Origin of the sequence: Vibrio sp. 1731 (assembly GCF_033339955.1) — a bacterium.
In the GTDB taxonomy this organism is placed as follows: Bacteria; Pseudomonadota; Gammaproteobacteria; order Enterobacterales; family Vibrionaceae; genus Vibrio; species Vibrio alginolyticus.
Window position 1 is genome coordinate 268,421 of the sequence record NZ_JAWOVO010000002.1, and the last position, 26,216, is coordinate 294,636.

Here is a 26,216-nt window from a genome sequence, read left to right on the forward strand (position 1 = left end):
GACTCCTTATGCGTTTTCTGCTTGAGCAAGAAGATGTTGAGTAAAGCGGAATAGGTAGTGTGGACCACCAGCTTTCGGGCCAGTACCCGACAAGCCTTGACCACCAAACGGCTGTACACCAACCACAGCGCCAACTTGGTCTCGGTTGATGTAGCAGTTACCTACTCGAGCATGTTTCTCAATCCAACGATACGTGGTTTCGTTACGGCTATGGATACCCATCGTCAAGCCAAAACCCGTTTTGTTGATCTGCGCAACCACGTTCGGTAATTCAGACGCTTTAAAGCGAACAATGTGCAAGATTGGACCAAATTGTTCTTCTTTCAGCACATCGATGCCCGAGATTTCAAACGCACTTGGTGAGACAAAGTCACCATGCTGGCACGATTCATCCAGCTGGAGCTGAGCGACTTTAGTCTGTGTTTTGCTCATTTGCTCAAGGTGAGCGAGGAGTTTTTGTTTTGCATTGCTGTCGATAACCGGACCAACATCCGTTTTGTGTAGGTAAGGTAAACCAACATGCAGCTCATTCATCGCACCTTGAATCAGGTTGATCATACGGTCTGCTACATCTTCTTGTACAAATAGAACACGAAGGGCAGAACAACGCTGACCTGCAGATGCAAACGCCGAACGAATCACATCACGCACCACCTGCTCTGGCAATGCAGTACTGTCCACGATCATTGCGTTTTGACCACCTGTTTCCGCAATAAACGGAACCGGTTTCGCGCTGCGCTCCGCAAGCGTGACGTTAATGCGTTGCGCCGTTGCCGTTGAACCAGTGAATGCCACACCAGCAATGGCATCATGAGAAGTCAGTGCATGACCGATCTCAGCGCCGCGACCAGTAAGTAACTGAATCACACCAGCAGGGAAGCCAGCATCAAGCATTAGTTCAATAGCGCGAGCGGCAATTAAGCTTGTTTGCTCAGCAGGTTTTGCAACCACAGTGTTACCTGCAATCAGTGCTGCCGTTACCTGACCAAGGAAGATAGCCAACGGGAAGTTCCAAGGGCTGATACACACAAACACACCAAGACCTTCACGGCTAGAAATGCGTTTCACACCGTCAAAACCTTCTAGCTCAAATGGCTGTAGGTTTTGCGCTTGTTTCGCGTAATAACGACAGAAATCCACCGCTTCACGAACTTCATCAATACTATCGTGAATCGTCTTGCCCGCTTCTTTGTGACAAATCGCCACCAGCTCAGCCAGATTTTCTTCCATTAAGTCAGCAAGCTTTTCTAAACAAGCCGCTTTTTGCTCAACAGGAACGGCTTTCCAATCAGAGAAAGCACTTTGCGCCGCATCAATTGCAGCGGAAACGTGATCAAGAGTTGCAAATGCCACTTTGCCGACTTCAATTCGGCGATCGTATGGTGCGGTGATGATCTCAGCCGCATTTTCCTTGATCATGCTTTCGGCAAAGCGCTCACCATTGATCACCGGGCCTGCAACCCACTGGTTGTCCATGAAGCTTTCGACCTGAGCTTCAAATGGCTTCGCTTCACTGTCGATGTCAATGTTGACGCCATATGAGTTCTTACGCTCAGGGAAAATATCGGCAGGCAATGGAATTTTGTCGTTGTGTAGCGTGTCAAAACCCGTCAACACATCCACAGGGTGGTGGGTCAACTCATAAATCGGACAACGCGCATCAACTAGACGGTGTACAAACGAGCTGTTCGCACCATTTTCAAGCAGACGACGAACCAAGTACGGAAGAAGATCAGCATGGCTACCGACAGGAGCATAAATACGTACTGGCTGACCGTACATTTTCATAACATGGTTATACAGTGAATCACCCATACCATGTAGGCGCTGGAACTCGTATTCTTTGTGCTCCGCCATGACAGCAATTGCCGTAACTGTGTGAGCATTGTGGCTTGCAAATTGTGGGTAGATATTACCGCGAACACCTTCGCTAAGTAGGAAACGAGCACAAGCTAGGTATGCAACGTCCGTCGCTTCTTTGCGAGTGTATACTGGGTAATTTGCATAACCCGCTTGTTGAGACCACTTGATTTCGCTGTCCCAGTACGCGCCTTTAACCAAACGCAGAGGAATAACGTCACCTTGCTCTTTTGCGAGTGCATTTAGCCACACCAAGACTGGTAACGCACGTTTTGAGTAGGCTTGAATAACCAAACCAAACTTGCCCCAACCTTTCACAAGATCGCTACGGTACACTTTCTCAAATAGCTTCAGAGAAAGCTCAAGGCGATCCGCTTCTTCTGCATCGATTGTGATTGCAACGTCGACTTCAATAGCACGTTTTAGTAGTTGCATTAGTGAGTCATACAACTCTGTCATTACACGCTCTTCATTTGCGACTTCGTAGCGCGGGTGTAATGCAGAAAGCTTGATGGAAATCGAAGGCGCTGGACTGGTGTCGTTACCGTAAGTCTCGCGACCCACCGCTTCGATCGCCATTAGGTAATCTTTGAAGTACTTGTTCGCGTCCGCTGTAGTTAACGCCGCCTCACCCAACATATCAAACGAGTAGGTGAAACCTTTGTCGCGCATTGGGCGACCGTTCTTCTGCGCTTCTTCGATCGTACGACCACGAACAAACTGGTGACCCATGATCTTCATTGCCTGATACATGGCTTTACGAATCACGGGCTCAGAGAATTTATTTACCAGACGGTTTACAGCCTGACCTGGGCTCTGGGTGCCTTGCTCACCAAGACCAACCACTTTACCTGTTAGCATAAGGCCCCATGTTGATGCGTTAACAAACACAGAGTCAGAGTTTTTCAGGTGAGATTTCCAGTCTGCGACACTCAACTTATCTTTAATCAAAGAATCTGCTGTCGCGGCATCTGGGATGCGCATTAATGCTTCTGCAAGACACATCAGCAAGATACCTTCTTGAGTATCTAAGCTGTATTCCAGCAATAAAGCATCAATCATCTGGATTGACTTCTTATCGGCACGAATGGCTTCGATAAGGTGGGTCGTTTGGGTAGTGATCGCCGATTTTTCATCCTCTGTCGGCGTCGCTAGTGGCAATAGTTGCTCTAGCCATTGAGACTCGTCCACCATATATAATGGCGAGATCAGTGACCACAACTTATCAAGCGGCTGCCCGATAAATTCCGGTGTCAACACGTTCGTAGCTGTAAACATGTGTGTTCCTCAATCTCACTCCTCGAAAACCGCTTCGAGGATTATCAATGGCTGGCAGTGTATTTTGAGGCCGATAAGAATACTTGTCAAAAACTACGACATTTTTGCCAAAAACTCGCTTTTATAACAAAACATCCACATAGTCACATTCAAATAGGTAATATTTTGTGTTGTAAATTTTAATTTTTTCATTGCATTCACAACAAAATATCAAGAATATCAATAAGATTTTTGTGAAGAGCTCGTTCTAAGAGAAAATGTAGGATCAAGTGGCATATCAGCTACTGTAAAGAACAGAGAATTTAAAAAAACGAGAGATAGATCACGTGAATAAAACATAAAAAACCATGCATAGTGCATGGCTTTATTCTAATTTGATGATTATTTGACCTAAAAAACGCGTTGTTATCCAACTTGTTTTTTATAACGGGAAGGTGATATTCCCTGTAAGCGAGTAAAAGTATGAGTAAAAGTACTCTGGCTTGAGAAGCCAGTAAACTCGGCAATTTGCCCTAAAGAAAGGTGACCTTGCTCGATTAATTCACGAGCCATGTCGATTCGCTTTCCGAGAACATATTGATGAGGTGTAATCCCCATCTGCTCTTTAAACAAGCAATGGAACTGACTTTCCCCAAGAAACACTCGCCCCGCTAACTGAGCCACACTAATCTTATGATTCAGGTGCTGCTCAATGTAACGATCAATCGCCTCCAAATCAAAGCGCGACTCTTTTCGACTGGTCTCAAATGCCGAGATATGGCGCTGCATTAACGCAATCACAGTGTCGTTACACGCACGACTTAACAGCAGGTCATCCGGATGGTTTCGCATTTCCTGAACCAACATCTGTATCAGCTTCTGAATTTGACTATCTAACTGGAAGTAGACATGGTCTCTCTCCAGGTTATTGATTTTTTGAAGCATTTCAGGATCATCATTTGTCGGTTTGGGCATATTCAGCACCAAAATATCCGATTGATTGATGACGCCACCGAAAGCATGATCAGAGCATGCGGTGACCACACAACCTTGACCAGGGCCGACAAGATTACCTCGCCCGCGCACTTCAAATTCGGCTTGCCCTTTTAAACCAATCACGATCTGCGTATAAGAATGATCGTGGCAATCCATATAAGACGGAAGTGTGATCAGCTCCGCCGGCTTTGGCAGCATAATCTCTTGATATGAAAGGATTTTTTGGTTATCGGAGTCACTCATTTTAAACAGTCGTCTTTACACCGTCAGCTTACGTCTTCGCATCATATACCTTCTTTGTTGGGTTGCAACTTTTACCCAACTCAATCGACAAGATCAAATCAGCATGATCAAGTTCATTTACATGATCATAGTTCCGGAACGATGATCATGCGAGGTTAATTTACGGTCAGTGAGCAACCAATTTTATTAACAAAAACGGATAGATAGGCAACACCTTACGTATGCATAATCAATCAATGTAAAGATCCTTATTACCGAACAATCCGTTATTTTGTAAAACATCGTGCTCCATATTAGATAGGTCGTCCCTGAAACGGATCGAAACCCACGCTTAAACTCAACATAGAGGGATTTCCCCCCTTACTAATATGCTTCTGATTCAATACATTAGTTATCGAGCTTTAAGATGCATACGATCTAAAGCTCTCGGTATCTCATTGATACCTCTAACTTACTTAGCAGACCCTCGCTAGGTAATTTAGAACCTCTTCTACACGTCGACAAGATTATATCTTGTGTTGCCAGCCCGTCTTCAGGCTGGCTTTTTTTTCGCTTCTCAACAATGAAAACAATGGCATAAGCTGATATCATAGCTTTTGTCTCACTGTCCCTCTCATATGCTTAGGTGCTGCTCTTTCACTCACAAGTGATATGAACGTCAACCACATTACAACTGAGTTGTAGGAAGCATGATCAAGGACGATACGAGTTGTAAGCCGAACATTAGGCGGACATCCGTGAGCGCACATATCTGTAATGAAACAGACCATTTTCCCAATTAAACTCTTCGTTCCATTCCGTCGTTGTCTATGACTACCTGACGAAAACATCGAACACCATGAATTTAATTGGATTGAGCGCCAATCAACGAACGTGTTCTAGCAACGTAACTGCCTACTTGGCAACATCAATACGAGCCATATAACACGGACGTCTCTGTATTGGTATAAGCAGTATGTAGTGAGTCCTTTTGTGAATATTTCAGTCGATACCATAGAACAATCCCTCCTTAAACAGCTACCAGGTTGTTGGGGATGCAAAGATAAAGATTCGGTATTCCTATACGTAAACCAGGAATACGCAGAACTGTTAGGGCACACATCGCCCGAGGAGTGCTTGGGTAAAACTGATTTTGATATGGCCAGCCCAACCACTGAATGCGCGCAAGAATTTCAACGCCAAGATAAACACGTTCTCGAAACTGGCGAGTCACTCAAAATTCTGGATATCCACCCTTATCCAGATGGCCGCTGGCGAGCACATATATTTACTAAAACACCGTGGCGAGATGACAAAGGCGACATCGTAGGCACCATTTTCTACGGAAGGGAACTCACCGACACCGCCGTGATTGAAGTCGGGTATTGGGTTTGTCGTGCAATCAGTACCAACCCAAATCAACAATCCATCTTTCGTTTTTCTGACTTACAACCAAAACCAGAGAAGCTCACATGCCGCGAGCAAGAAACGCTTTTCCTCTTGCTCTATGGCAAAAAGCCTCAATTTATCTCTCAGGTCATGGGCATATCAACAAAAACCGTTGAAGGTCACGTCGCACGCTTACGTAATAAGTTTGCAGCGAACAGCAAGAACGAGCTAATAGATAAAGCAATGGAAGCAGGCTACGGCTCTGTTGTACCCAAAACGCTGCTTAAGCATCAATTATCGGTTGTGTTGAATGGAGAGCGATAATTCGCATCGCTTCTACCTACAAAAACACCGCCCCAATTCGGCGGTGTTTGTTTATTCATGAGGGACCATAAGCCTATGGCGCTAAACGATCAATGTCCCAACTTCCATCATGCTGGGAGAAAAGAAAACGATCGTGAAGGCGATGTTCGCCACCTTGCCAAAATTCGATGCTCTTTGGTTTTACGCGAAAGCCACCCCAAAAGGTTGGTACTGGTATTTCACCCTTAGCAAACTTCTGTTTTAGCTCTAAAAACTTACCTTCCAACACACCTCTGGCAGAAATACGGCTACTTTGTTTGCTCGCGATTGCGGCCAACTGGCTCTCTTTAGGACGAGAAGTAAAGTATTTCATATTCTCTACGGCGGTAAGCTTTTCAGCCACACCAGTAATATGAACTTGGCGCTCTAACGGATGCCAAGGGAAGTGCAAACTAATATTGCTGTTATGCTCTAGCTGCTGGGCCTTGCGACTGCCTAGGTTGGTGTAAAACACAAAACCATCTTTGTCGACGTTTTTCAATAGAACAATGCGTTGAAACGGCATGCCATTTTCATCAACCGTTGCAACTGTCATCGCAGTCGGGTCCGTTAAACCCGCTTCAACTGCTTGCTCTAGCCACAGATTAAATTGATCAATAGGATCAGCTTTCAAATCTTTACGACGCAGCCCACCTTTGGTGTACTCACGACGAATATCAGCAAGTTCCATCTTTACTCCTTCACTCGTTTTTGTCGATTGTGCTCCCGATACTGAGGAAATACAAGGACATCATTGTGCTTGTTATCGTTGCCGCTCACAGCATCACAGTGCGTCATTTGATACCATGACACAAAAAACCAGTGAGCCGATCGTGAACTTACTCAACCCCAAAGCCCTACGTCATTTTTTACTGCTACTGTGTGCCGTTGGCATTTCAGGGCTTGCGCTTACTCATCATTACGCAACTCAATACCAACATGATCAATGGCAACAAAAGCTAGAGAGACAAGCCGCGCAAGTATCACAAGAAGTGGACTACGAACTGGCAAAGTTTGAACAGATACCAAACCTATTAAGTCACGACCCAAGACTACTCAAAGCAGTCGAGCGCGGAACGCCCTCTCAAGAGCTCAACCTACTGTTATCAGATTGGTTGAAGCAAAGTTTGGCCGATACGATTTACGTTCATGACCGTACCGGGTTAGTCATAGCCTCAAGTAACTTTCAGCAAGAAGATACGTTTGTTGGCTCTAGCTTTAGCTATCGCCCCTATTTTAAAAATGCGCGACGCGGTGAGCCCGCTCAATACGTTGGATTAGGCGTACGCTCGAATAAACGTGGGTACTTCTTCTCATCTCCGCTGTGGGTAAATGAGGAAGTCGTTGGCGTGATCACAGTAAAAGTGAATTTGGAGCAATTAGAACAGCGCCTTTCGCAAACCACGACTGACGTACTCATTACAGATAAACACAATGTCGTGTTTATGAGCAATTTACCAGACTGGCGCTATCGTGCACTTTTCCCACTGTCATCGAGTGCAATAAATGAACTTACCGAAACGCGTCAATATGGCGATACCTTACCCGAATATTTTGGTGAGTTAACGGCACACAGTGGTGTCACGGAGTTTGATGACAATCAATTGCTTCTATCACCGAATTACCTCGCATACGCAACACACTTATTGGATAAAGGGTTTCGCGTCGTTGCCTTAATTAACCACAACAGCGTTCTTGCCGCCGTTTTACAGGCCGATATCGTCTTCCTGATCTTATATGCGCTCATTGCTCTAATTGCGTTAGCGTGGTTCCAAACCCTAGTTAACAAAGCACGCCTTGCCCATCTCAATGTGAGCCTAGAAGAAAAAGTAGTGCAACGGACACTAGTTCTGAGTGAAGCCAACCAAAAACTACAACAGACCATCCGCCAATATGAGCAAAGCCAACAAGAGCTTAAACAAACACAACAAGAACTGACGCAAGCCGCGAAATTGGCACTGTTGGGCGAGCTATCAGCCAGTATTAATCATGAGATAAATCAGCCACTTTCCGCACTAAGAACCTATACCGAAAACTCGCAGCGTTTGTTGGCAATGGAAAAATACCCAATGGTCGCTGACAATTTGGGCAAAATGCTGACACTCAATGACACCATTTCGGAAGTCATTGCCCGCTTAAAAGTCTTTACTCGGAAAGCCACGCACGATTCACACAATGAAATCTCAGTACTGCACGACGCGGTACATACTGCCACCAGCATTTTGAGCAACAAGCTTATTAAGCAAGGAGTAACACTAAAAGTTCCGGCCATCGACTATGATGTGAAGCTGGCCATTCACAGCGTTGAATTAGAACAAGTGCTGATAAACCTCTTCCACAACGCCGCACAAGCGATGGAAAACCACTGTATCGATCCGCAAATATCCATTGCTGTTCAGTGTCATGATGACAGTTGCGACATTCTTGTTTCCGATAACGGACCAGGGATGTCAGACGAAGCCCTAGCAAAAGTGTTCGACCCATTTTTTACGACTAAGCCGGAGGGTCTTGGATTAGGTTTAACAATCTCCAAGCGGATTATAGAGAGCTATCACGGCTCCCTCTGTGCCTATAAACATCAGAACACAGAACAACAAGCAGGAGGGATGACCTTTATCGTGACGCTACCAATAGTCAATCAGAATAAACGTACCCCAGAAGTGGAAAACGACCATGAATAACCCAGTTTTCTTTGTTGATGACGAACCACACATTCGTGATGCCGTGTCTCAAGCCCTGCTGATTGAAGGGATAGACGTCACCTGCTTACCAAACGCAGTAGAAGCCTTACGCGTAATCGACTCAAATACGCCTGCGATTATCATTACCGATATCCATATGCCCGTGATGGATGGCTTGGAGTTTATGCGAACTTTGCGAAGCAAAAACGATCACTTTCAATTCATCGTACTTACTGGACATGGAGATGTGAAAACCGCAGTAGATGCGATGAAAAGCGGCGCGTACGACTTTCTAGAAAAACCGTTTTCAACGGAACAGCTCATGAAATCGCTCAACAATGCCAGCGATAAACTGAACTTGTTGCAAGAAAACATCTGGCTTAAGAAAGAGCTCGACATGCAAACTCATGTTGGTCCGAAAATGATTGGTCACAGTAAGGCCATGGTTAGTATTCGTCGCGCCTTGATCAGTGCGCCTACAAGCCAGCCGCTCATTTTTGTAGGTCAAGATGGTACAGGTCGCCGGCTCGCCGCACAATTTGCCCACGACATACATGCAACACCGGATAGTGAGCTAATCGCCGCTTCTGGTGAAGACCTCTATGAGCTTTCATTAGAAGCGCTCGACAAAGCCATACACCGCTTAAGTGAAGGAAAACGCCACTGCTGTTTGTACTTACATAGCGCAGAGCATGTATCATTTGAGCAATGGGAATACTTGTTCAAGCACCCAAAACTTGAACGTGTTTTTGGCGCGACCACCCAAGCCGAGCCACCTCTAAAATCCCTGGCGACTCTAATTCACTTACCGACGCTCGATGAAAGAAAGGAAGATATAGGGCCTTTATACAAGCATTTTGTGCGCCACACAGCGAGTCGATATCAGTTACAGCCGCCACATATCAGCCTAGAAGAGGTCAAACACCTCACCAGTCTCGAATGGCCAGAAAACGTTAAGCAGCTACGCCAATTTGCTGAACTTCGTGCCCTCAAGCCAGATACTTTTAGAATGGAAGATTGGAACAGTGAGAAAAGTCTTGAAATTCAGAGTATGACTCAGCGCACAGAATACTTTGAATATTGCTTGTTATTCGATGCATTGCAAAGACATCGCGGCAGACTCAAAGAGGTTCAACTAGAATTACAGGTATCACGCAAAACCTTGTACGACAAACTAAAAAAACATCAGTTGGATAAAGCCAAGTTCAAGGCGTAATAGCTATACTCCGGCGCTAATTATGCTTTTGTTTGATTTAGAAAGTGTAAGAAAGCTCATTTGAAGAGAGAATAACCCTCTTCTCATATTTTATTAGCCGAGCATGCTGACATGATCGGTTAATAATAATAAGATCAAAAAGATAATCCGTAATTATATAAGCAGGGACTGTGATGAGCCGAGATAACTACAACAAACTCAACGATGAAGAGTTGGATTTTGTTGATGACAAAACTGCAGCATTGCTCCTCAATACCCCCAACAGCGCGCGTTTTATGCTCTGGGTTATGGTGCTATTTTTCATTGCAGCAATAGGTTGGGCATCTTGGGCTGAAATCGACAAAGTCACGGTTGGTCAAGGTAAAGTGATTCCCTCCTCACAGATACAAGTAGTCCAAAACTTAGAAGGTGGCTTAGTCAAAGAAATCTTGGTCAAAGAAGGTCAGTTGGTTGAAAAAGGCCAACAGTTACTGCTTATCGACGACACCCGCTTTCGCTCAGATTTTCGTGAACGTGAGCAACAAGTTGCCAACCTTACCGCATCTGTGCTGCAACTATCCGCTTCTATTAACAGTGTTGCCGTTAATCGTGATTTTGAAACGGAAAACTGGCGTCAAAGTGTACTACTTGATTACGGTAAACTGACCTTCCCACCAACCTTGGAAGAGACTCGACCTCAACTCACACAGCGTCAAAAAGCAGAATATCGCGAAGATCTAGATAATTTACGCAACCAACTTTCTGTTATTGACCAACAAGTGCAGCAAAAGCAGCAGGACTTGGTAGAGATCCAAGCACGAGTAAGGAACTTGCGTCAAAGCTACCAATACGCGAAAAAAGAACTCGATATCACCAAACCTTTGGCAGACGAGGGCGTTGTTCCTCGTATTGAACTGCTCAAATTACAGCGCCAAGTCAACGATACCCGTCGTGAAATGACGTCCAGTGAGCTCAAGATTCCCGTATTGCAATCAGCGATTCGAGAATCCATGCTCAACCGTATTGATGTTGCACTCAAATTCCGCTCTGAACAGCAAGAGAAACTCAACAGCGCCCAAGACCAGTTATCTGCCTTGGTTGAATCAGCGGTGGGCTTGGAAGATAGAGTAAACCGAACGGTTGTGAATTCGCCAGTAACAGGCAAAATCAAAACACTGAACATCAATACTGTCGGTGGTGTTATCCAACCTGGTATGGATATCGTCGAGATCGTACCAACAGAAGACACACTATTGGTAGAGGCGAAAATTGCGCCAAAAGACATCGCATTTTTACGCCCAGATCTTCATGCTATCGTGAAATTTACAGCTTACGACTTCACAAAGTACGGCGGTTTAGAGGGAGAGTTGGAACATATCAGCGCGGATACCACTCAAGATGAAGAAGGCAACAGCTTCTACATTGTTCGTGTACGCACCGAAAAAACAAACTTTGGTCAAGATGCAGATTTACCAATCATTCCAGGAATGACAGCATCGGTCGATATCATCACAGGGAAGCGAACCGTTTTGGAATATCTACTTAAACCGATTTTAAGTGCCAAAACGAACGCCTTGAAGGAGTAAACCACATTAAGATACTCGCGATAGGGAGTATTGAGCGATAAGTAATTAAATAAAAAGCACTTATTTCTCACTGACGAACTCTCTAGAAGAGTATACTTGTGATACGAGTCGAATATGCGATCCAATTTGCAGCGTAAAGTTACATTATTAATCAGCTTAAGTTGTTTGTCGTTCCAACTTGGTGCGCTGAACAGTAAAGAACAACGATGGGTCAATACGGTCACAGCGGTGTACGGCGAACGTGCGGGATTGCGCGTAAATACATGGCGAAAGAACCTCGACTTATTTAAACAATTAGAGACTCATGAACAGCTCGCTGGCGTTAACGACTTTTTTAATCAGCTGTATTTCGTTGACGACATAAAACTGTGGGGAAAGACAGATTATTGGGCTACGCCACTCGAATTTTTAGGGAGTAACGCAGGAGACTGTGAAGATTTCACTATTGCTAAGTACTTCTCTTTACTCGAGCTAGGAATACCAGATTCAAAGATGCGGTTAATATACGTAAAAGCCATCGAACTGAATCAGTTTCACATGGTATTAGCTTACTACCCTACCCCAAGTTCTGAGCCGCTCATTCTCGATAATATCAATCCTGACATTGTCCGAGCCTCTAAGCGTAGCGACTTGCTACCGATATACAGTTTTAATGGTACAAACCTGTGGTTGATGAAGTCATCTGCTAGCACTGGAGAGCTGGCAGGGAAAGCATCACGGTTGAGCCTTTGGAATGACTTACGCTCGCGCGAACGTAAGTTGCAGTTAAATAAACCTAAAATTAACTATGACGAGTGAGAAACATGACCCTATATAAGAAGCTTGTGGTGGGGATGGTTACGGTCTTTATACTCTTGTTGGCATCAGTATTCGTAATCCAATTCAACACGACTCGAGACAGCTTGGAGCAACAGCAACGTTCAGAGGTCAACAACACTATTAACACCGTAGGTTTGGCACTGGCTCCTTACCTAAAGGACAAAGATAAAGTAGCGGTTGAGTCCGTGATTAATGCTCTGTTTGACGGCAGCACCTACTCCGTTGTTCGTCTTACAGCATTAGATTCTGACTACCAGATCGTGCGTACCTACCCAGTTAAACCAAGTACGGTGCCACAATGGTTTATCGACATGAATCTATTTAAAGCGATTCACGATAAGCGTGTTGTGACCAGTGGTTGGATGCAGCTCGCCGAAGTAGAAATCATTAGCCACCCAGGCGCAGCTTACGAGCAGCTCTGGCAAGGTTTTATTGGGTTGCTGTCTGTATTCAGTGTCATTTTTCTGGCTGGTTTAGTGGCAATTTCATACATCCTACGTCGCTCGCTAAAGCCGTTAACGGCCATCGTGAATAAAATGCATGAAATCGCGAATAACCAATTTGGTGAACCGCTTGCTCGTCCAAGAACCAAAGATCTTATCGCGGTGGTAGATGGCATTAATATGATGTCTGCTCAAATCGAGCTATCATTCAAAGAGCAAGCCAAAGAGGCTCAACGTCTGCGTGCTCAGGCTTACCTCGATCCTATATCTAAATTGGGTAACCGCTCATTCTACATCAACCAAATCGACCAATGGCTTGCAGAGCAAACGCAAGGGGGTATCGCGCTACTCCATGCTGAATACATTGGCGACATTTACGAGACCAAAGATTACCAACGCGCAGATGCCCACGTTAAAGAACTGTCTCAACGTTTGAAAAACACCATTGATGTACCGGGTGCCACTATTGCTCGCTTGTCTAGTGATGAGTTCGGCTTGCTTTTCCCTCATATGGATGAGAGCGAGTTACGCATTTTATCGGACAGCATCGTCAATTGTGTGAACGGCCTAAATACTGACCCAACAGGCTTAGCAAAACCTAAAGCGTCACTAGGGGTTGCACACAGCAAAGATCAGAAAACGCGTTCTGAAATCCTCTCGATGGTGGACAACGCACTATCGAAAGCCAAAGCGCAACCAGACAAGCCATACGGCTTCATTGGCAGTGATACACCTTCTAGTTTGATGGGTAAACAGCAATGGAAAGCGTTGGTTGAAGAAGCCATTCATAGTGATTGGGTTAAATTCCGTTTCCAAGCTGCGAAAAACACATGGGGTAAAGTATTCCACAACGAAGTATTTTCAAGCATCGAAAAAGATGGTGAAACGTATCGTGCGAATCAATACCTATTCGCACTAGAACAGTTAGACGCCACCAACATCTTTGACCAGTATGTCATTGAATCAATGATTAAGATGCTAGAAAGTGGTGAACTTAATGACCCAGTCGCGATTAACATCGCGCAAAGCAGCTTGTCTCAACCATCGTTTATTCGCTGGACAACTAGCATGCTGGAAAAACATGCCAAAGTGGCCTCTAAGCTACACTTTGAAATTCCAGAGGAATGCTTTATCGATCAGCCTCACCACACAGCACTGTTATGTAATGCCATTCGCCAATCAGGTGCTGAGTTCGGCGTAGATAACTACGGACGTAACTTCCAATCTTTGGAATACATCCAAGAGTTCCGTCCGAACTATGTGAAGCTCGATTACCTATTCACACACAACTTGCACGACGAAAAACAGAAATTCACGCTAACGTCGATCTCTCGTACTGCCCACAACCTTGGTATTACGACTATCGCATCGCGTATCGAAACTCAAATCCAGTTGGATTTCCTCACTGAACATTTTGTTGAGGTATTCCAAGGATTCATCGTCGACAAGGAATAAAAAGGTTTATCAACGATGAAAGACCCTTTACTGAATTCGCTCATCTACGTTAGCCGTTACTATGGGTTAGCTAACTCGCCAGAAGCGCTAGTCAACGGACTACCGCTATCTGACGGTAAACTGACCCCATTTTTGCTACCAAGAGCAGCGGAAAGGGCCGGATTGGTTGCCAAGGAAAACCGCGCAGAGCTGGAGAGCATCTCCAGCCTAATTCTGCCGGCAATCTTAGTTCTTAAAGGCGGTGACTCTTGCGTTCTCAACAGCATCAATATGGAGAAACGCGAGGCCGAAGTCACCACCCTAGAAAGTGGAATGGTGCCGATCTCTATTCCATTAGAAGACCTACTTGAGCAATACACTGGTCGGTACTTTTTAGTTAAAAAGCAATTCCGTTTCGATGAGCGCTCTCCCGAAGTGCTCAAAACCAACGAAGGCCACTGGTTCTGGTCAACCTTGTGGCAGTCAAAACGCATCTACCGCGATGTTTTAATCGCATCACTTCTCATCAACCTCTTTGCGGTTGCCGCTCCGCTATTCACTCGCTTGGTGTACGACAAAGTGGTTCCGAATCTTGCGTTTGAAACCCTATGGGTACTAGCAAGTGGCATCTTTGTCGTGTTCCTGTTCGACTTCATTCTCAAGTCGCTGAGAAATTACTTCATTGATGTGGCGGGCAAGAAGTCTGACATTCTGATTTCATCCAAACTGTTCAGCAAAGTGATGGGGATTAGAATGGAATCGAAGCCGCCTTCGGTCGGTGCCTTCGCTCGCCATTTACAAGAATTCGAATCTATTCGAGAGTTTTTTACTTCAGCGACCGTCAGTGCTCTCATTGATTTGCCTTTTGCCATTTTATTCTTAGTGATTATATGGCTAATGGCTGGCGATCTTGTGTATGTACCGATGGTGGGCGTGGTCATTTTGATTATTCACTCGCTACTGATACAAGGGCCGCTGCGCCGCTCCATTGAGGAGGGTTCACGCCTAGCATCGCAAAAATATGCCAATTTGATAGAGAGCTTGGCTGGGTTAGAAACCGTAAAAATGCTCAGTGCGCAAAGCCAATTCCAATACCGCTGGGAAGAGGCAGTTGCGCACATGGCGAACTGGAATATAAAAAGCCGCCGAATTACGGATAGCATTCAAAACGCGGCAGGTTTTGTGCAGCAAAGTAGTAACGTAGGGATGATCATCCTAGGCGTTTACTTAATTGCAGAAGGCGACTTAACCATGGGCGGTTTGATTGCCGCAACCATGCTTAGCGGCCGCGCGATTGGTCCTTTGGTTCAGTTATCCTTACTCTCTACGCGCTACAACCAAGCGAAGTCTTCTATGACAATTATCAATCAAGTCATGGAAATGCCGGATGAACAAGAAGAAGGTAAACGTTACATTCACCGCCCAATAGTACAAGGCAAAATTGAACTTGAACGCGTGACCTTCCACTACCCAGATTCACCGGTGGCGTCGATTCGAGATTTGAGCTTGACTATTAACCCAGGCGAAAAAGTAGCGATCATAGGCCGTATCGGTTCGGGTAAAACCACGTTAGAGCGTCTAATCATGGGCTTGTATCAGCCGACGGAAGGTCATGTTCGCATTGATGATACCGACATCGCACAGCTGCATCATGTCGACATTCGCCGTAATATTGGTTGTGTGCCGCAAGATTCCAATCTGTTCTTTGGGTCTATCCGCGACAACATTACGCTAGGTCGCCCATTAACCGATGACCGTGACGTACTAGACGCAGCGAATCGTGCCGGTGTTACTGCGTTTACGCAATCTGACCCAGCGGGCTTAGAACGCCAAGTTGGTGAAGGTGGTGCAATGCTTTCGGGTGGTCAACGTCAAGCAGTCACGATCGCTCGTGCATTTTTGGGTCGTCCTCCTGTTCTACTCATGGATGAGCCAACCAGTGCGATGGATAATCGCTCAGAGATGCACATTAAACATCAATTAGCACAGTTGAAACCTAGTGAAACGCTGATTCTGATTACGCACAAAACGTCTATGCTCGACATCGTTGATCGCGTAATTGTGATGGAGAAAGGCAGCATCATTGCAGATGGCCCTAAAGCGCAAGTGCTGAACGATTTGAAACAAGGCAAAGTGCGTGCGGTTAGCTAGCCTGAATTCACATTGATAAAAGACAAAGGCCCCGTTTAACTTGTGTTTAACGGGGCTTATTTTATTGGGAGCCCGAGATAATTAAGTTCTTCAAGCGCGACCCAAACGAGTACAAGGCCAACAATCACGAATAAAATCATAATCGCCTTTTCATCTTCTTCCATTTTTCAACGCCCTAAAAGCTATTTCAATTAATACACCTTAGGTTATCAGGACAAAAGTCATATTCAGCTCGTTTATAGGGAACTAGCGTCATAGAATGTCGGATATGGGATACAGCTCAAAGATTGCTCTCTTCAAAATCACGTCAGCTTTGATTGAATATAAGTAATGAAGCCAAAGAGTTCGTAATACTCACTAAGTCTTTGATTAACTTATATAGTACTCTGTGGAACCTCAACACAGAGACAAATGGTGTAAAGAAAAATTGTGATTACTTACAGCAAAAAATCAGCTATAAAAGCCGCTTTCTAGATATCGTCGAGATGAAGAAATGAATGATTGGATCCAATTAGAGCAAGTGAGCCAGTATTTCACTACGGGCTCCCTCGGTTACAAACTATTGATGGGCATTTTTGTCCTGATCGCGTATCGCATCCTGAAGAGGATTGTAAATAGAGCCATCCTAAATTTGGCAACAACGAAAGGTGTAAAAAAGGCTCGTTTGAGTTTTATTCAGCGCTGTTTCAATGTCGCGCTGCTATTTTTGACCGCCTCTATTTTTGCCATTATCACAGGTATTGGCTATGGCGATGTGTCTTTGTTCCTATCGTCCATTTTTGCCGTATTAGGTGTGGCGTTTATTGCGCAGTGGTCAATTCTGAGCAACATCACAGCCAGCTTTTTGATCTTTTTTGTCTTCCCGTACCGAGTGGGTGACCGAATTAAAGTCGTAGACAAAGATGAAGACATCTGCGGTGAGATTCAAGAGATCAGCATGTTTCACGTGTTAATTAAGCACGACAACGGTAACTTGATCACTTACCCAAACAACCAGATTTTGCAAAAAGCAGTGCTAAAGCTGGCGAAAAACAAGCCAGAGCCAAGTAAAGTAAAATCTCGGATTTATACTCGCAGAAAGAAATAACCCACTAAAAAGCCGATGTATCTACATCGGCTTTTTTAATGCACTTCTTTTTAAGTTTTAGTGTTGACCTCAACTTAGCTTGAGGTTTTAGCCTTAGTCGCACGATTAAAAATCAACAATGAAAAAAGGAACCATTGTGTCCAAAATTGCGATTATTTATTTCTCTAAAACCGACGTTACTGGTCAGCTTGCTCGCGCGATTGCCGCAGGCCTTGAACAACAAGGCATTAAGCAGCAAGATGAATGTGAAATCCTCTCTCACCGAATTGAAGGCAGTGAGATTATTGAGGGACGTTTTGTGAACCCTAAACTAATGGATGAACTTGCTGAGTGTGATGCGATTATCTTTGGCTCACCGACCTATATGGGCGGTGTAGCAGCGCAGTTTAAAGCATTTGCAGATGCAAGCAGTGAATCTTGGTATTACCAAAAATGGGCGAGCAAAATCGCGGCTGGCTTTACCAGTGGTGGGGCAATGAATGGCGACCAATCTTGCACATTACAATATCTACAAACGCTCGCTAACCAACACGGCATGATGTGGGTCGGGTTGGATAAGATCAGCAATTCTGGGGAGCAAAACCTGAATCGTTATGGTGTACAAGGTGGTATTGTTGCACAAGGTGGTGAAGGTGGTCAGTTGCATGCTTCTGATGTTGCAACGGCGGAGTATCTTGGCAAACGAGTCGCTATGCTCGTGAATAAGCTCTCCACTCGCTAACAATAAAAAGAAGCCCCGTAAGATACATCTTCGGGGCTTCATATTTATCGCTTGTTTTGAGCGCTACTTCTTGATGTAGAGGTCTTTCGAGTAGATACGACCTTCTACGTTGTTCTTGGCAAAACCGCCAACCGTAGGACGAACCAAACGCGCTTGCATGTAGTAGTAAATCGGTGCGATTGGCATATCCGCCGCCAACAATTGCTCGGCTTGATCATAGAAACCTTGGCGTGCTTTCTCATTGGTTGCAGCCAATGCACTGTTCATCGCGTTGTCGTACGCTTCACTGCTGTAACGTGCAAAGTTACCCGAGGAACCTGAGCGAAGTAAGCTCAGGAAAGTAGACGCTTCATTGTAATCACCACACCAGGAAGCGCGCATCACATCGAAATTGCCTTGTTTACGCGCCACTAAGTACGACTTCCACTCTTGGTTTTCTAACTCCACGTTTGCACCGAGATTTTTTTGTAGCATCGACGCTATCGCAACCGCGATCGATTTGTTTGCCTCACTGGTGTTGTACAGCAATTTAAAATCGAGCGGCTTGTCTTGGCTGTAACCCGCTTCTTTTAACAACTGACGCGCTTTCTCGTCACGTTGTTGCTGACTCCACTTACTGTATTCAGGCGGCGTCGCATCAAACCCTGCGGTGTACTGATGCGCAAAAGTATAAGCAGGAAGGTTGCCCACTTGCGTGACACCATTCGTAATCACATCGCGCATGATGGAGTACGACACCGCTTGACGCACTCGCACATCATCAAATGGCGGACGAGTGGTATTGAACGCGTAGTAATACGTACACAATAATGGCACCACCGTGTAAGCCTGCTTGTAATCTTGTTTAAGCTTCTGCGCCATATGAGTCGGCACATCTGACGTGATATCCAGCTCTCCTGCCGCAAAGCGATTGATAGACGCGTTTTGGTTTTCAAACGGAATGTAAGTCACTCTGTTTAGATGCGTATCTGCGCTGTCCCAGTAACTTGGACTCTTAACCAGTTCAATGCGTTCATTCACGACCCACTTATCCAATGTGAATGCACCGTTGCTAACAAATTGGTCTGGATCGCTCCACGGCTTGTCGCGGTTTTCCACTGTCGCTTGATGCACTGGCATCATGGACGTGTGCCCAGTCATAGCAACAAAGTACGGCACTTGACTGTCCAACTCAAAACGTAGGGTGTATTTATCCACTGCCTTGATACCGAGATCGTCCAAAGGCTTTTTGCCCTCTGCTACATCGGCGATGTTTTTGATCTTGGTGAGTTTGAGATACCAAACATTTGGAGAAGCGGTCTTCGGGTCCACCGCTCGGCGCAGTGAATAGACAAAATCATCCGCCGTCACAGGCTCGCCATTCGACCATTTCGCGTCTTTGCGCAAGTGAAAAGTAAAGGTTTGGTTGTCGTTGGTTTCCCATGATTCTGCCACACCGGGAATAATGTTTCCGTCACGATCTTGAATCACAAGCCCTTCAAATAAGTCACGAATCACATGCATTTCTGGCAGACCTTCGGCTTTCGCTGGGTCAAGCGTCGCCGCCTCTGCGTCATTCGCACGTACTAAATGCTGTTCTGCGGCAAGTTGAATGCCTTTAGGTAAGGTCTCCGCAGCAACTGATGTAGCAAGAAAAGGGGTGAATAAAGAGGAAATCAGCAACGCCGTTGAATGTTTTTTAAAATCCATATCGTTTTTCGTTCTCCTAACGCGTCTTGTGAAGCAAGTGCCACAATTAACATTTCAACCGTTGACGAGTTTAAACGGTTCAGTTTAGCTAGGTGTAATTAGCTTAGATATTGATACTACTTCATCAATCAGGAGATTACGGTGAGTCTAATTCCAAGAACGGAAAGAGCGGCATTTTTAATTCGGCCAACATCATACGGTCAATCCGTGCTTGGTGCGCCATTATTGTATTTTCCGGCTCAAGTCGAAAGTGCTTCGCGAGGTTTGATTTTGGCAGGCACTCACGGGGACGAGACGGCCTCGATTGCAGGTTTGTCCTGCGCGCTAAGAAGCTTGCCTGCAGAAAACTTACGACATGATGTGATTCTGTCAATGAATCCGGACGGCAACCAGCTAGGCACACGCGCAAATGCAAACCAAGTGGATCTCAATCGCGCGTTTCCAACCCAAAATTGGACTGAGCATGGCACCGTGTATCGATGGAGCTCTCACATACCCATTCGAGACGTAAAGGTGAAAACAGGCTCTAAAAACCAGCTAGAGCCAGAAGTTGGCGCATTAATTAACTTGATTGAACTGCGCAGGCCAAAGTTTGTGGTGTCGTTTCATGAACCGCTTGCGTTTGTGGATGATCCCAAACATTCCAACCTCGCCAAATGGCTCGGCGAGCAGTTTCAACTGCCAATCGTGGACGATGTCGACTACGAAACACCCGGCTCATTCGGCACTTGGTGTAGTGAACGTGATTTACCTTGCATCACGTTGGAGTTACCGGCAATTTCTGCCGATCTCACCATTGAAAAGCATCTATCCGCTTTTATTGCTTTACTGAGGCACGATCCGGATCTTTAGTCCACTGTTGAACAAGCGATCATGTGAGGATCTGTTTGATGTCGGTACTGATATCGCTGATCAACTGACGGGCACTGTCGTCTCTTTGTTGAACCAAGATGATAAACAGCAAATCGGTGATCACGTTTTGCGCGGTACGCGAAGCAATGGATGAGCTGCGATGTTCCGTTTCATTGGCAATCGTATCAAACGTAATATCGGCAATACCGCGCAAGCGACTTCTTCCAGGCGCAGATAACGCAATCACCTTCGCGCCCTGCTCTTTTGCCGCTTCTGCCGCGACGAGAATTTCTTTGCGCTCACCCGAAAACGAGATTGCGATCTGAACATCTTCTGGAGAGAGCGTGCGGGCAACAGCAATCTGCACGTGGCTGTCTTGTTCAGAAAGCGCCGTAATACCAAGTTTAAGCAGTTTAAAGCTTAAATCCTTCGCGGTCAGTGCAGAGCCCCCAATCCCGACCACTTGCACTCGACGCGCTTCACTCAACCATTTCACCGCTTGGTGACACGCTTCGTAAGACAGCGTATTGGTAGTTTGAAACATAGCGTCGGTTTTCGCTTTCACCAGTTTCTGTGAAATAACCGCAATGGGGTCGTCAGCCAAAATATCACTGTGCAGCGGTGTCGACTGCGTCGCATGCTTACGGCCAATCTCTTCATTCAGAGCTAACTTAAACTCGCTGTAACCTTTAAAGCCGATACGCTGAGTAAATTTCACAATGCTCGATTGACTCACTTTTACTTGCGCCGCAAGTTCTTGGCTGGTGAGCAGCGCCGCCTTTTCTGCGTTTTCAACAATCCAATCGCCAACCAAACGACCGCTTTGCGAAAGCTGAGTACGCCTCGCGACTATCCTATTGATAACTGACACAACAAAAACCTCAAAAATATTAAATAAATTATTCCAAAACAGAAATAATAGGCGTTTGATTTAACCCACTGATTATTCTAACCAAGATAGTTAATCCCGGATGTAATAGACGTATATTTTCTCTCATTATTCCAAATTTCTCCTGCATAAAGAATAACCTCAAGTGTGATTTTTGTCACCAAACCTGAATATTTTATTCCATAAAATCGCCCTCAGATTGAACATTACAAAGAGTGCAAAACATGAAAATTGATTTAAGCAGATTGGTGACAGAAAGCCGTAACCCAGCCAGTGCCGAGATCGATACGCTTTCGACAATCGAGATGCTGCAAGTCATTAATGAAGAGGATCAAAAAGTCCCGCTCGCGGTAAAAGCGGTGCTACCACAAATTGCAGAGACAGTTGACGCAATTACCCAAGCTTTTGCAAATGGTGGCCGTTTAATTTACATGGGAGCTGGTACGTCAGGTCGCTTAGGCATTCTTGATGCAAGCGAGTGTCCTCCTACCTACGGCACGCATCCAGATATGGTGATTGGCTTAATTGCTGGTGGGCATCAAGCGATTTTAAAAGCGGTAGAAAACGCAGAAGACAACGCGAAAATGGGTCAAGACGACTTAAAAGCACTTCACCTCACCAAGAATGATGTGGTTGTAGGCATCGCTGCAAGTGGCCGTACACCTTATGTGCTAGGTGGTTTGGAGTACGCTAAATCCATCGGAGCCACGACCGCATCTATCGCTTGTAATCCAGAATGTACCATGGCAGAAGCGGCCGACATCGCGATTCTGCCGATAGTTGGCGCAGAGGTTGTCACTGGATCTTCTCGCATGAAAGCCGGCACCGCACAAAAACTGGTGCTAAACATGCTCACGACAGGCGCAATGATTCGTAGCGGTAAGGTATTTGGCAACTTAATGGTGGATGTAGAAGCCACTAACGCCAAGCTCATCCTACGCCAAACCAACATTGTTGTGGAAGCAACCGGCGCATCAAAAGAAGAAGCAGAGCGAGCATTAAATGCCTGCGGTCGCCACTGCAAAACCGCCATCTTAATGATTTTGGCCGATTTGGATGCCGAACAAGCCAAATCACGCCTCGCCGCGCACAACGGCTTTATTCGCGCAGCACTAAATAATAACTAAATAATCCGAGTTCTGAAGGATAGACCCTATGGCAAAAATAACTTCAAACACAGTATCGCAGTTGCTGTCCGCAGTGGGTGGCAGTAGCAACGTAAGCAAATGTGGTAACTGTATGACGCGTTTGCGTTTATCGCTCGCCAACAATGGCTTGGCTGATCAGTCAGTTATCAAGCAAATTCCCGGCGTAATGGGTGTGGTGGAAAGCGATGAGCAGTTTCAGATCATTCTCGGTCCCGGAAAAGCTCAACAAGCGGCTGAGATGATGAATCAATTGATCGACAGCTTAACTTCTAGTGACAGTGAAGAACCAGATATGCCGCAACAAGATCTTTCTGCCGTCGCGGCCGAGCAGAAAAAACAGATGAAGAGCAAACAAACCAGTGCGGTTCAGCGTTTTTTAAGCAAGTTTGCCACCATCTTTACGCCGTTGATCCCTGGCTTTATTGCAGCTGGTTTGTTGCTAGGTTTTGCGACGTTATTGGAACAGATGTTTGTTCTCGACCAGACACCAAGCCAGTTTATGTTGGATTTGATCGCCTACATGAAAGTCTTTGGTAAGGGTCTGTTTGCTTTCCTAAGTATTCTGATTGGTTACAACGCGCAGCAAGCGTTTGGCGGCTCTGGTGTTAATGGTGCCATTCTCGCCTCTTTGTTTGTGCTGGGTTACAACCCAGAGGCGACATCCGGTATTTACTCTGGCATGAACGAGTTTTTCGGCTTTGCGATTGATCCGCGCGGCAACATTATCGGCGTACTTTTGGCGGCGATCATCGGTGCGCAAGTCGAGCGTAAGGTTCGTCAATACATGCCAGATGATCTGGACATGATCTTAACGTCCGTTATCACTCTGTTGATCATGGGTGCGGTAACCTTCTTGATCATCATGCCAATCGGCGGCGAGTTGTTTAAAGGGATGTCTTGGTTGTTCCTCAACTTGAACGATAACCCATTAGGCGCTGCAATCTTGGCAGGTTTGTTCTTAATTTCTGTGGTATTTGGCATCCACCAGGGTTTTGTTCCCGTGTACTTCGCATTGATGGAAACACAGGGCTTTAACTCGCTATTCCCTATCCTGGCGATGGCTGGTGGCGGTCAGGTTGGCGCGTCAATGGCGCTGTATTTCAAAGCCAAAAAAGACGCTCTACTGCGCACGCAAGTTAAAGGCGCTATTATTCCGGGTCTTCTAGGCATTGGCGAACCATTGATTTACGGCGTGACATTACCACGCGTAAAACCATTCGTTACCGCTTGTATTGGTGGTGCTGCGGGCGGCTTCTTTATCGGTTTAGTTTCTTACCTTGGCTTACCAGTTGGTCTTAATACGGTGTTTGGCCCGTCCGGTATCGTGGCTATTCCTCTCATGACATCTGAAAATGGCATCTTCCCGGGCATGATGGTGTTTGTTGCCGGCCTGCTTATCTCTTACATCGTCGGCTTCCTCGCGACTTACTTCTTTGGCTGCAAAGACGTCGATTTAAGCTAAATCATTCTTCCCCTATAGGAATGGACTAGCTCGCGCCCTTGGCAAACAAGGGCGCACCCTCTCTCTACTTCACGACAATTTTTCTTATTCCGTTACTCGGAAGGGGCTTTGTCGTACCTAAAACAATAGAAATGAAAGGTCGTTAATCATGAAAAAGCACATTTTGACTCTACTTCTCCCTACATTGATGGCATCAAACGCAATGGCAGCGCAGCTGTATCAAGCGGAAGATGGGTCAGTTTTAAATATTTACTCTCGTCTTGGTTTCAATGTCACCAGTAAAAATGACGAGCACGGCGATGCAAATGGCGAGTTTGATGGCCGTATTGGTTTAAACGGTTCACAAACCATCAACGAGTACGCGTCGATCATCGGCCAAGCGCAATACCAAGTGGGTGCAGCTGAATACGCAAACCAAGTAAACGACAAACCGTCTCTGACCGCACGTTATGTATGGGCGGGGATTGATGCGAAAGATTATGGTCGCATTACTGGTGGTCGCGTGGCATCTGGATTGATTATGTTTACCGACATTGGTGATGTGTTCGCCTCTTCCGATGTTTCTATGGCGCGCCAAGCGAATAAAGTAGACAAAACCGCGACACAAGTTTTCCGTCAAGATGGCACGCTGCAATACCAAAACAGCCTAGGTAATTTCGACTTTTCTGTCGCGTACATTTTAGGAAACAACACTTCTGAGCTTGACTACGGTTACAACGCTGCACTGCGTTATACGCTAGACATGGGGAATTTGGGTACCTTGGCACCAGTGGTGGCGATGCAGAAAAATAAAGGTGATGCACGTGAAAGCAACAACACCGATTACACATTCTGGGGCGCAGGTACACGTTACTACCTAGGAGATTTGATGTTGGGTGCGTTGTACTCGGAAGATGAACTAGAGGGCTATTACTCACAAACCAGCACCGACAAAGTGATGGAATTGACGGCGGTTTACAGTGTAAATGACAAATGGGCACTGCGTGCTGGTTATCGTTCTTTAGAAAACAGTGAGGGCGATGAGCTAGAGCTGAAAGATACAACGCTAGAAGTGCAATACAAACTGACGCCTCGTTCTTCTATCTACACAAACTACGTTGATCGTAACGGCTCGCGTGGCTACAGCAATGGACAAGAAGTCTCGTTTGGCGGTGCGCACGCAGACGAAAGCTACTACCACTTAGGTCTACGTTACGAGCTGTAAGCACGATACTTAATGTAAGTTAGCTGAATCCATGAGCTTCTTCTGTGTCCGGTCAGTAGTTATTGCCTTTAATGCTGATTTGAAGAAGCTCACCCTCGCCATATGTTTTCTTCGTTACCTGTTTTAACAAACACGCCTGCATCAGGGAAGCTGGTGACAGTAGCTAACAATTTTCCATCGACAAAGTGCAATGCCGCATAATCGTGAATACCATAACAAGTGATGCTCGGTTGAGAACGAGCAAAGGCTTGGAAAACCTCAAACTTCTCACCAATATGGGAAAAATGCGCCGCAGCCAAACCGTCAATTAATCCAAGACAACGCATAACTTGGTATGCTTCGGGATCACTGTCTGTCACCGCAAACTCAAACCAACAAATTGCACCGGCGCTCATGCCACAAATGATGATGCCTTGTTCATAACACTGCTTGAGTATTCTATCGATTCCCCATTCGCGCCAAATGGCCAACATCGAACGCGTATTACCGCCACCGACGTAAATGATGTCTTGTTCAAATAGCGTTTCTTTCCAACCAGCTTCAAACTTAAACAGCGGAAAATGGGTCACGTTTTCACTAAGCTTCGCATCGTAAAAACGTTCAATCACTTCATCGGCATCTCCCGTGGCTGTAGGTAGAAAACAAATGTTTGGATTCTCCTTACCAGACAAAGACAAAATGTATTGATCGAGCGGACTCGGATTCTCTCCCATCATCCAGCCACCACCACCAATCGCAATACAGTGTTTTCGCATTCCTTTGCTTCCTCAATTGTTGCTAAGTTTGTTG

Annotated in this window: 19 protein-coding genes; 13 read left to right on the plus strand and 6 right to left on the minus strand. The window is 45.6% G+C overall.

The genetic code is table 11. The features are described 5' to 3' along the window. Nucleotides 1-6 precede the first annotated feature (6 nt). Both putA and R7035_RS03930 read right to left on the minus strand, forming a co-directional pair. Complete coding sequence (gene putA / locus R7035_RS03925; protein ID WP_169628478.1) at nt 7-3,138, minus strand: bifunctional proline dehydrogenase/L-glutamate gamma-semialdehyde dehydrogenase PutA; 3,132 nt, start codon at nt 3,136-3,138, stop codon at nt 7-9. A gap of 405 nt (nt 3,139-3,543) precedes the next feature. Beyond that, complete coding sequence (locus tag R7035_RS03930) at nt 3,544-4,356, minus strand: AraC family transcriptional regulator (protein WP_046875650.1); 813 nt, start codon at nt 4,354-4,356, stop codon at nt 3,544-3,546. Between the two features lie 972 nt (nt 4,357-5,328). On the opposite strand from R7035_RS03930, the gene R7035_RS03935 reads away from it, so the two are divergent. After that, the gene (locus tag R7035_RS03935; protein ID WP_017820063.1) at nt 5,329-6,048 is read left to right on the plus strand and encodes a PAS domain-containing protein; all 720 of its coding nucleotides are present in this window, start codon (nt 5,329-5,331) and stop codon (nt 6,046-6,048) included. Between the two features lie 73 nt (nt 6,049-6,121). On the opposite strand, the gene pdxH is transcribed toward R7035_RS03935, so the two are convergent. Next, nucleotides 6,122-6,757 (minus strand): pyridoxamine 5'-phosphate oxidase, encoded by a 636-nt coding sequence (gene pdxH / locus R7035_RS03940; RefSeq protein WP_005374570.1) that lies wholly within the window; start codon nt 6,755-6,757, stop codon nt 6,122-6,124. A 115-nt stretch (nt 6,758-6,872) separates the two neighbouring features. Here pdxH and R7035_RS03945 point away from each other — a divergent pair, with 115 nt between their 5' ends. The 8 genes from R7035_RS03945 (at nt 6,873) to R7035_RS03980 (ending at nt 18,183) form a co-directional block, all read left to right on the plus strand. Continuing rightward, complete coding sequence (locus R7035_RS03945; protein WP_017634535.1) at nt 6,873-8,747, plus strand: ATP-binding protein; 1,875 nt, start codon at nt 6,873-6,875, stop codon at nt 8,745-8,747. Next, a complete protein-coding gene (locus tag R7035_RS03950) occupies nt 8,740-9,963 on the plus strand; it encodes a sigma-54-dependent transcriptional regulator (RefSeq protein ID WP_046875649.1) in 1,224 nt (407 codons plus the stop codon). Before R7035_RS03945 ends, R7035_RS03950 begins: the two co-directional genes overlap by 8 nt. Nucleotides 9,964-10,136: 173 nt before the next feature. Continuing rightward, nucleotides 10,137-11,528 (plus strand): HlyD family type I secretion periplasmic adaptor subunit, encoded by a 1,392-nt coding sequence (locus R7035_RS03955; protein WP_005374562.1) that lies wholly within the window; start codon nt 10,137-10,139, stop codon nt 11,526-11,528. A 114-nt stretch (nt 11,529-11,642) separates the two neighbouring features. Then, nucleotides 11,643-12,326, plus strand: a complete 684-nt coding sequence (locus R7035_RS03960) for a transglutaminase-like cysteine peptidase (RefSeq protein ID WP_005374561.1) — start codon at nt 11,643-11,645, stop codon at nt 12,324-12,326. 5 nt (nt 12,327-12,331) lie between these two features. Then, on the plus strand, nt 12,332-14,245 hold the full coding sequence (locus tag R7035_RS03965; RefSeq protein ID WP_005383568.1) for an EAL domain-containing protein: 1,914 nt from the start codon (nt 12,332-12,334) through the stop codon (nt 14,243-14,245). A 15-nt stretch (nt 14,246-14,260) separates the two neighbouring features. Further along, a complete protein-coding gene (locus tag R7035_RS03970) occupies nt 14,261-16,375 on the plus strand; it encodes a type I secretion system permease/ATPase (protein ID WP_005374556.1) in 2,115 nt (704 codons plus the stop codon). Nucleotides 16,376-16,868: 493 nt separating this feature from the next. Then, nucleotides 16,869-17,462, plus strand: a complete 594-nt coding sequence (locus R7035_RS03975; RefSeq protein ID WP_042522270.1) for a mechanosensitive ion channel family protein — start codon at nt 16,869-16,871, stop codon at nt 17,460-17,462. A gap of 136 nt (nt 17,463-17,598) precedes the next feature. Next, entirely contained in the window at nt 17,599-18,183 is a 585-nt protein-coding gene (locus R7035_RS03980; protein ID WP_025521460.1) for a flavodoxin family protein, read from the plus strand. 63 nt (nt 18,184-18,246) lie between these two features. Here R7035_RS03980 and R7035_RS03985 read toward each other — a convergent pair whose 3' ends face one another. Beyond that, nucleotides 18,247-19,872 carry an ABC transporter substrate-binding protein gene (locus R7035_RS03985; RefSeq protein WP_046875647.1) on the minus strand — a complete coding sequence of 542 codons (1,626 nt, stop codon included), beginning with the start codon at nt 19,870-19,872 and terminating at the stop codon, nt 18,247-18,249. 141 nt (nt 19,873-20,013) lie between these two features. On the opposite strand from R7035_RS03985, the gene mpaA reads away from it, so the two are divergent. Further along, the gene (gene mpaA, locus R7035_RS03990) at nt 20,014-20,724 is read left to right on the plus strand and encodes a murein tripeptide amidase MpaA (protein ID WP_318145974.1); all 711 of its coding nucleotides are present in this window, start codon (nt 20,014-20,016) and stop codon (nt 20,722-20,724) included. 19 nt (nt 20,725-20,743) lie between these two features. Here the strand turns inward: mpaA and R7035_RS03995 are convergent, their stop codons facing one another. Further along, nucleotides 20,744-21,595: an SIS domain-containing protein gene (locus R7035_RS03995; RefSeq protein WP_046875645.1), complete on the minus strand. Its 852-nt coding sequence runs from the start codon at nt 21,593-21,595 to the stop codon at nt 20,744-20,746. Nucleotides 21,596-21,837: 242 nt separating this feature from the next. Between R7035_RS03995 and murQ the strand changes: the two genes are divergently transcribed. From murQ to R7035_RS04010, 3 genes are all read left to right on the plus strand, one after another. Continuing rightward, on the plus strand, nt 21,838-22,740 hold the full coding sequence (gene murQ / locus R7035_RS04000; RefSeq protein WP_046875644.1) for an N-acetylmuramic acid 6-phosphate etherase: 903 nt from the start codon (nt 21,838-21,840) through the stop codon (nt 22,738-22,740). Nucleotides 22,741-22,768: 28 nt separating this feature from the next. After that, nucleotides 22,769-24,223 (plus strand): PTS N-acetylmuramic acid transporter subunit IIBC, encoded by a 1,455-nt coding sequence (gene murP / locus R7035_RS04005; protein ID WP_132936211.1) that lies wholly within the window; start codon nt 22,769-22,771, stop codon nt 24,221-24,223. A gap of 148 nt (nt 24,224-24,371) precedes the next feature. Next, a complete protein-coding gene (locus R7035_RS04010; protein WP_132936210.1) occupies nt 24,372-25,427 on the plus strand; it encodes a porin in 1,056 nt (351 codons plus the stop codon). An 89-nt stretch (nt 25,428-25,516) separates the two neighbouring features. On the opposite strand, the gene R7035_RS04015 is transcribed toward R7035_RS04010, so the two are convergent. Beyond that, nucleotides 25,517-26,182 carry a peptidase E gene (locus tag R7035_RS04015; RefSeq protein ID WP_132936209.1) on the minus strand — a complete coding sequence of 222 codons (666 nt, stop codon included), beginning with the start codon at nt 26,180-26,182 and terminating at the stop codon, nt 25,517-25,519. Between the last annotated feature and the right edge of the window lie 34 nt (nt 26,183-26,216).

What these genes read in the sequence shown, in the direction of transcription:
- R7035_RS03930 (WP_046875650.1), bottom strand. Translation starts at nt 4,356, where the DNA reads ATGAGTGACTCCGATAACCAAAAAATCCTTTCATATCAAGAGATTATG.
- murQ (WP_046875644.1), top strand. Translation starts at nt 21,838, where the DNA reads ATGAAAATTGATTTAAGCAGATTGGTGACAGAAAGCCGTAACCCAGCC.
- R7035_RS03965 (WP_005383568.1), top strand. Translation starts at nt 12,332, where the DNA reads ATGACCCTATATAAGAAGCTTGTGGTGGGGATGGTTACGGTCTTTATA.
- murP (WP_132936211.1), top strand. Translation starts at nt 22,769, where the DNA reads ATGGCAAAAATAACTTCAAACACAGTATCGCAGTTGCTGTCCGCAGTG.
- R7035_RS04015 (WP_132936209.1), bottom strand. Translation starts at nt 26,182, where the DNA reads ATGCGAAAACACTGTATTGCGATTGGTGGTGGTGGCTGGATGATGGGA.
- R7035_RS03960 (WP_005374561.1), top strand. Translation starts at nt 11,643, where the DNA reads ATGCGATCCAATTTGCAGCGTAAAGTTACATTATTAATCAGCTTAAGT.
- R7035_RS04010 (WP_132936210.1), top strand. Translation starts at nt 24,372, where the DNA reads ATGAAAAAGCACATTTTGACTCTACTTCTCCCTACATTGATGGCATCA.
- putA (WP_169628478.1), bottom strand. Translation starts at nt 3,138, where the DNA reads ATGTTTACAGCTACGAACGTGTTGACACCGGAATTTATCGGGCAGCCG.
- R7035_RS03950 (WP_046875649.1), top strand. Translation starts at nt 8,740, where the DNA reads ATGAATAACCCAGTTTTCTTTGTTGATGACGAACCACACATTCGTGAT.
- pdxH (WP_005374570.1), bottom strand. Translation starts at nt 6,757, where the DNA reads ATGGAACTTGCTGATATTCGTCGTGAGTACACCAAAGGTGGGCTGCGT.
- R7035_RS03945 (WP_017634535.1), top strand. Translation starts at nt 6,873, where the DNA reads ATGACACAAAAAACCAGTGAGCCGATCGTGAACTTACTCAACCCCAAA.
- R7035_RS03955 (WP_005374562.1), top strand. Translation starts at nt 10,137, where the DNA reads ATGAGCCGAGATAACTACAACAAACTCAACGATGAAGAGTTGGATTTT.
- R7035_RS03975 (WP_042522270.1), top strand. Translation starts at nt 16,869, where the DNA reads ATGAATGATTGGATCCAATTAGAGCAAGTGAGCCAGTATTTCACTACG.
- R7035_RS03985 (WP_046875647.1), bottom strand. Translation starts at nt 19,872, where the DNA reads ATGGATTTTAAAAAACATTCAACGGCGTTGCTGATTTCCTCTTTATTC.
- R7035_RS03970 (WP_005374556.1), top strand. Translation starts at nt 14,261, where the DNA reads ATGAAAGACCCTTTACTGAATTCGCTCATCTACGTTAGCCGTTACTAT.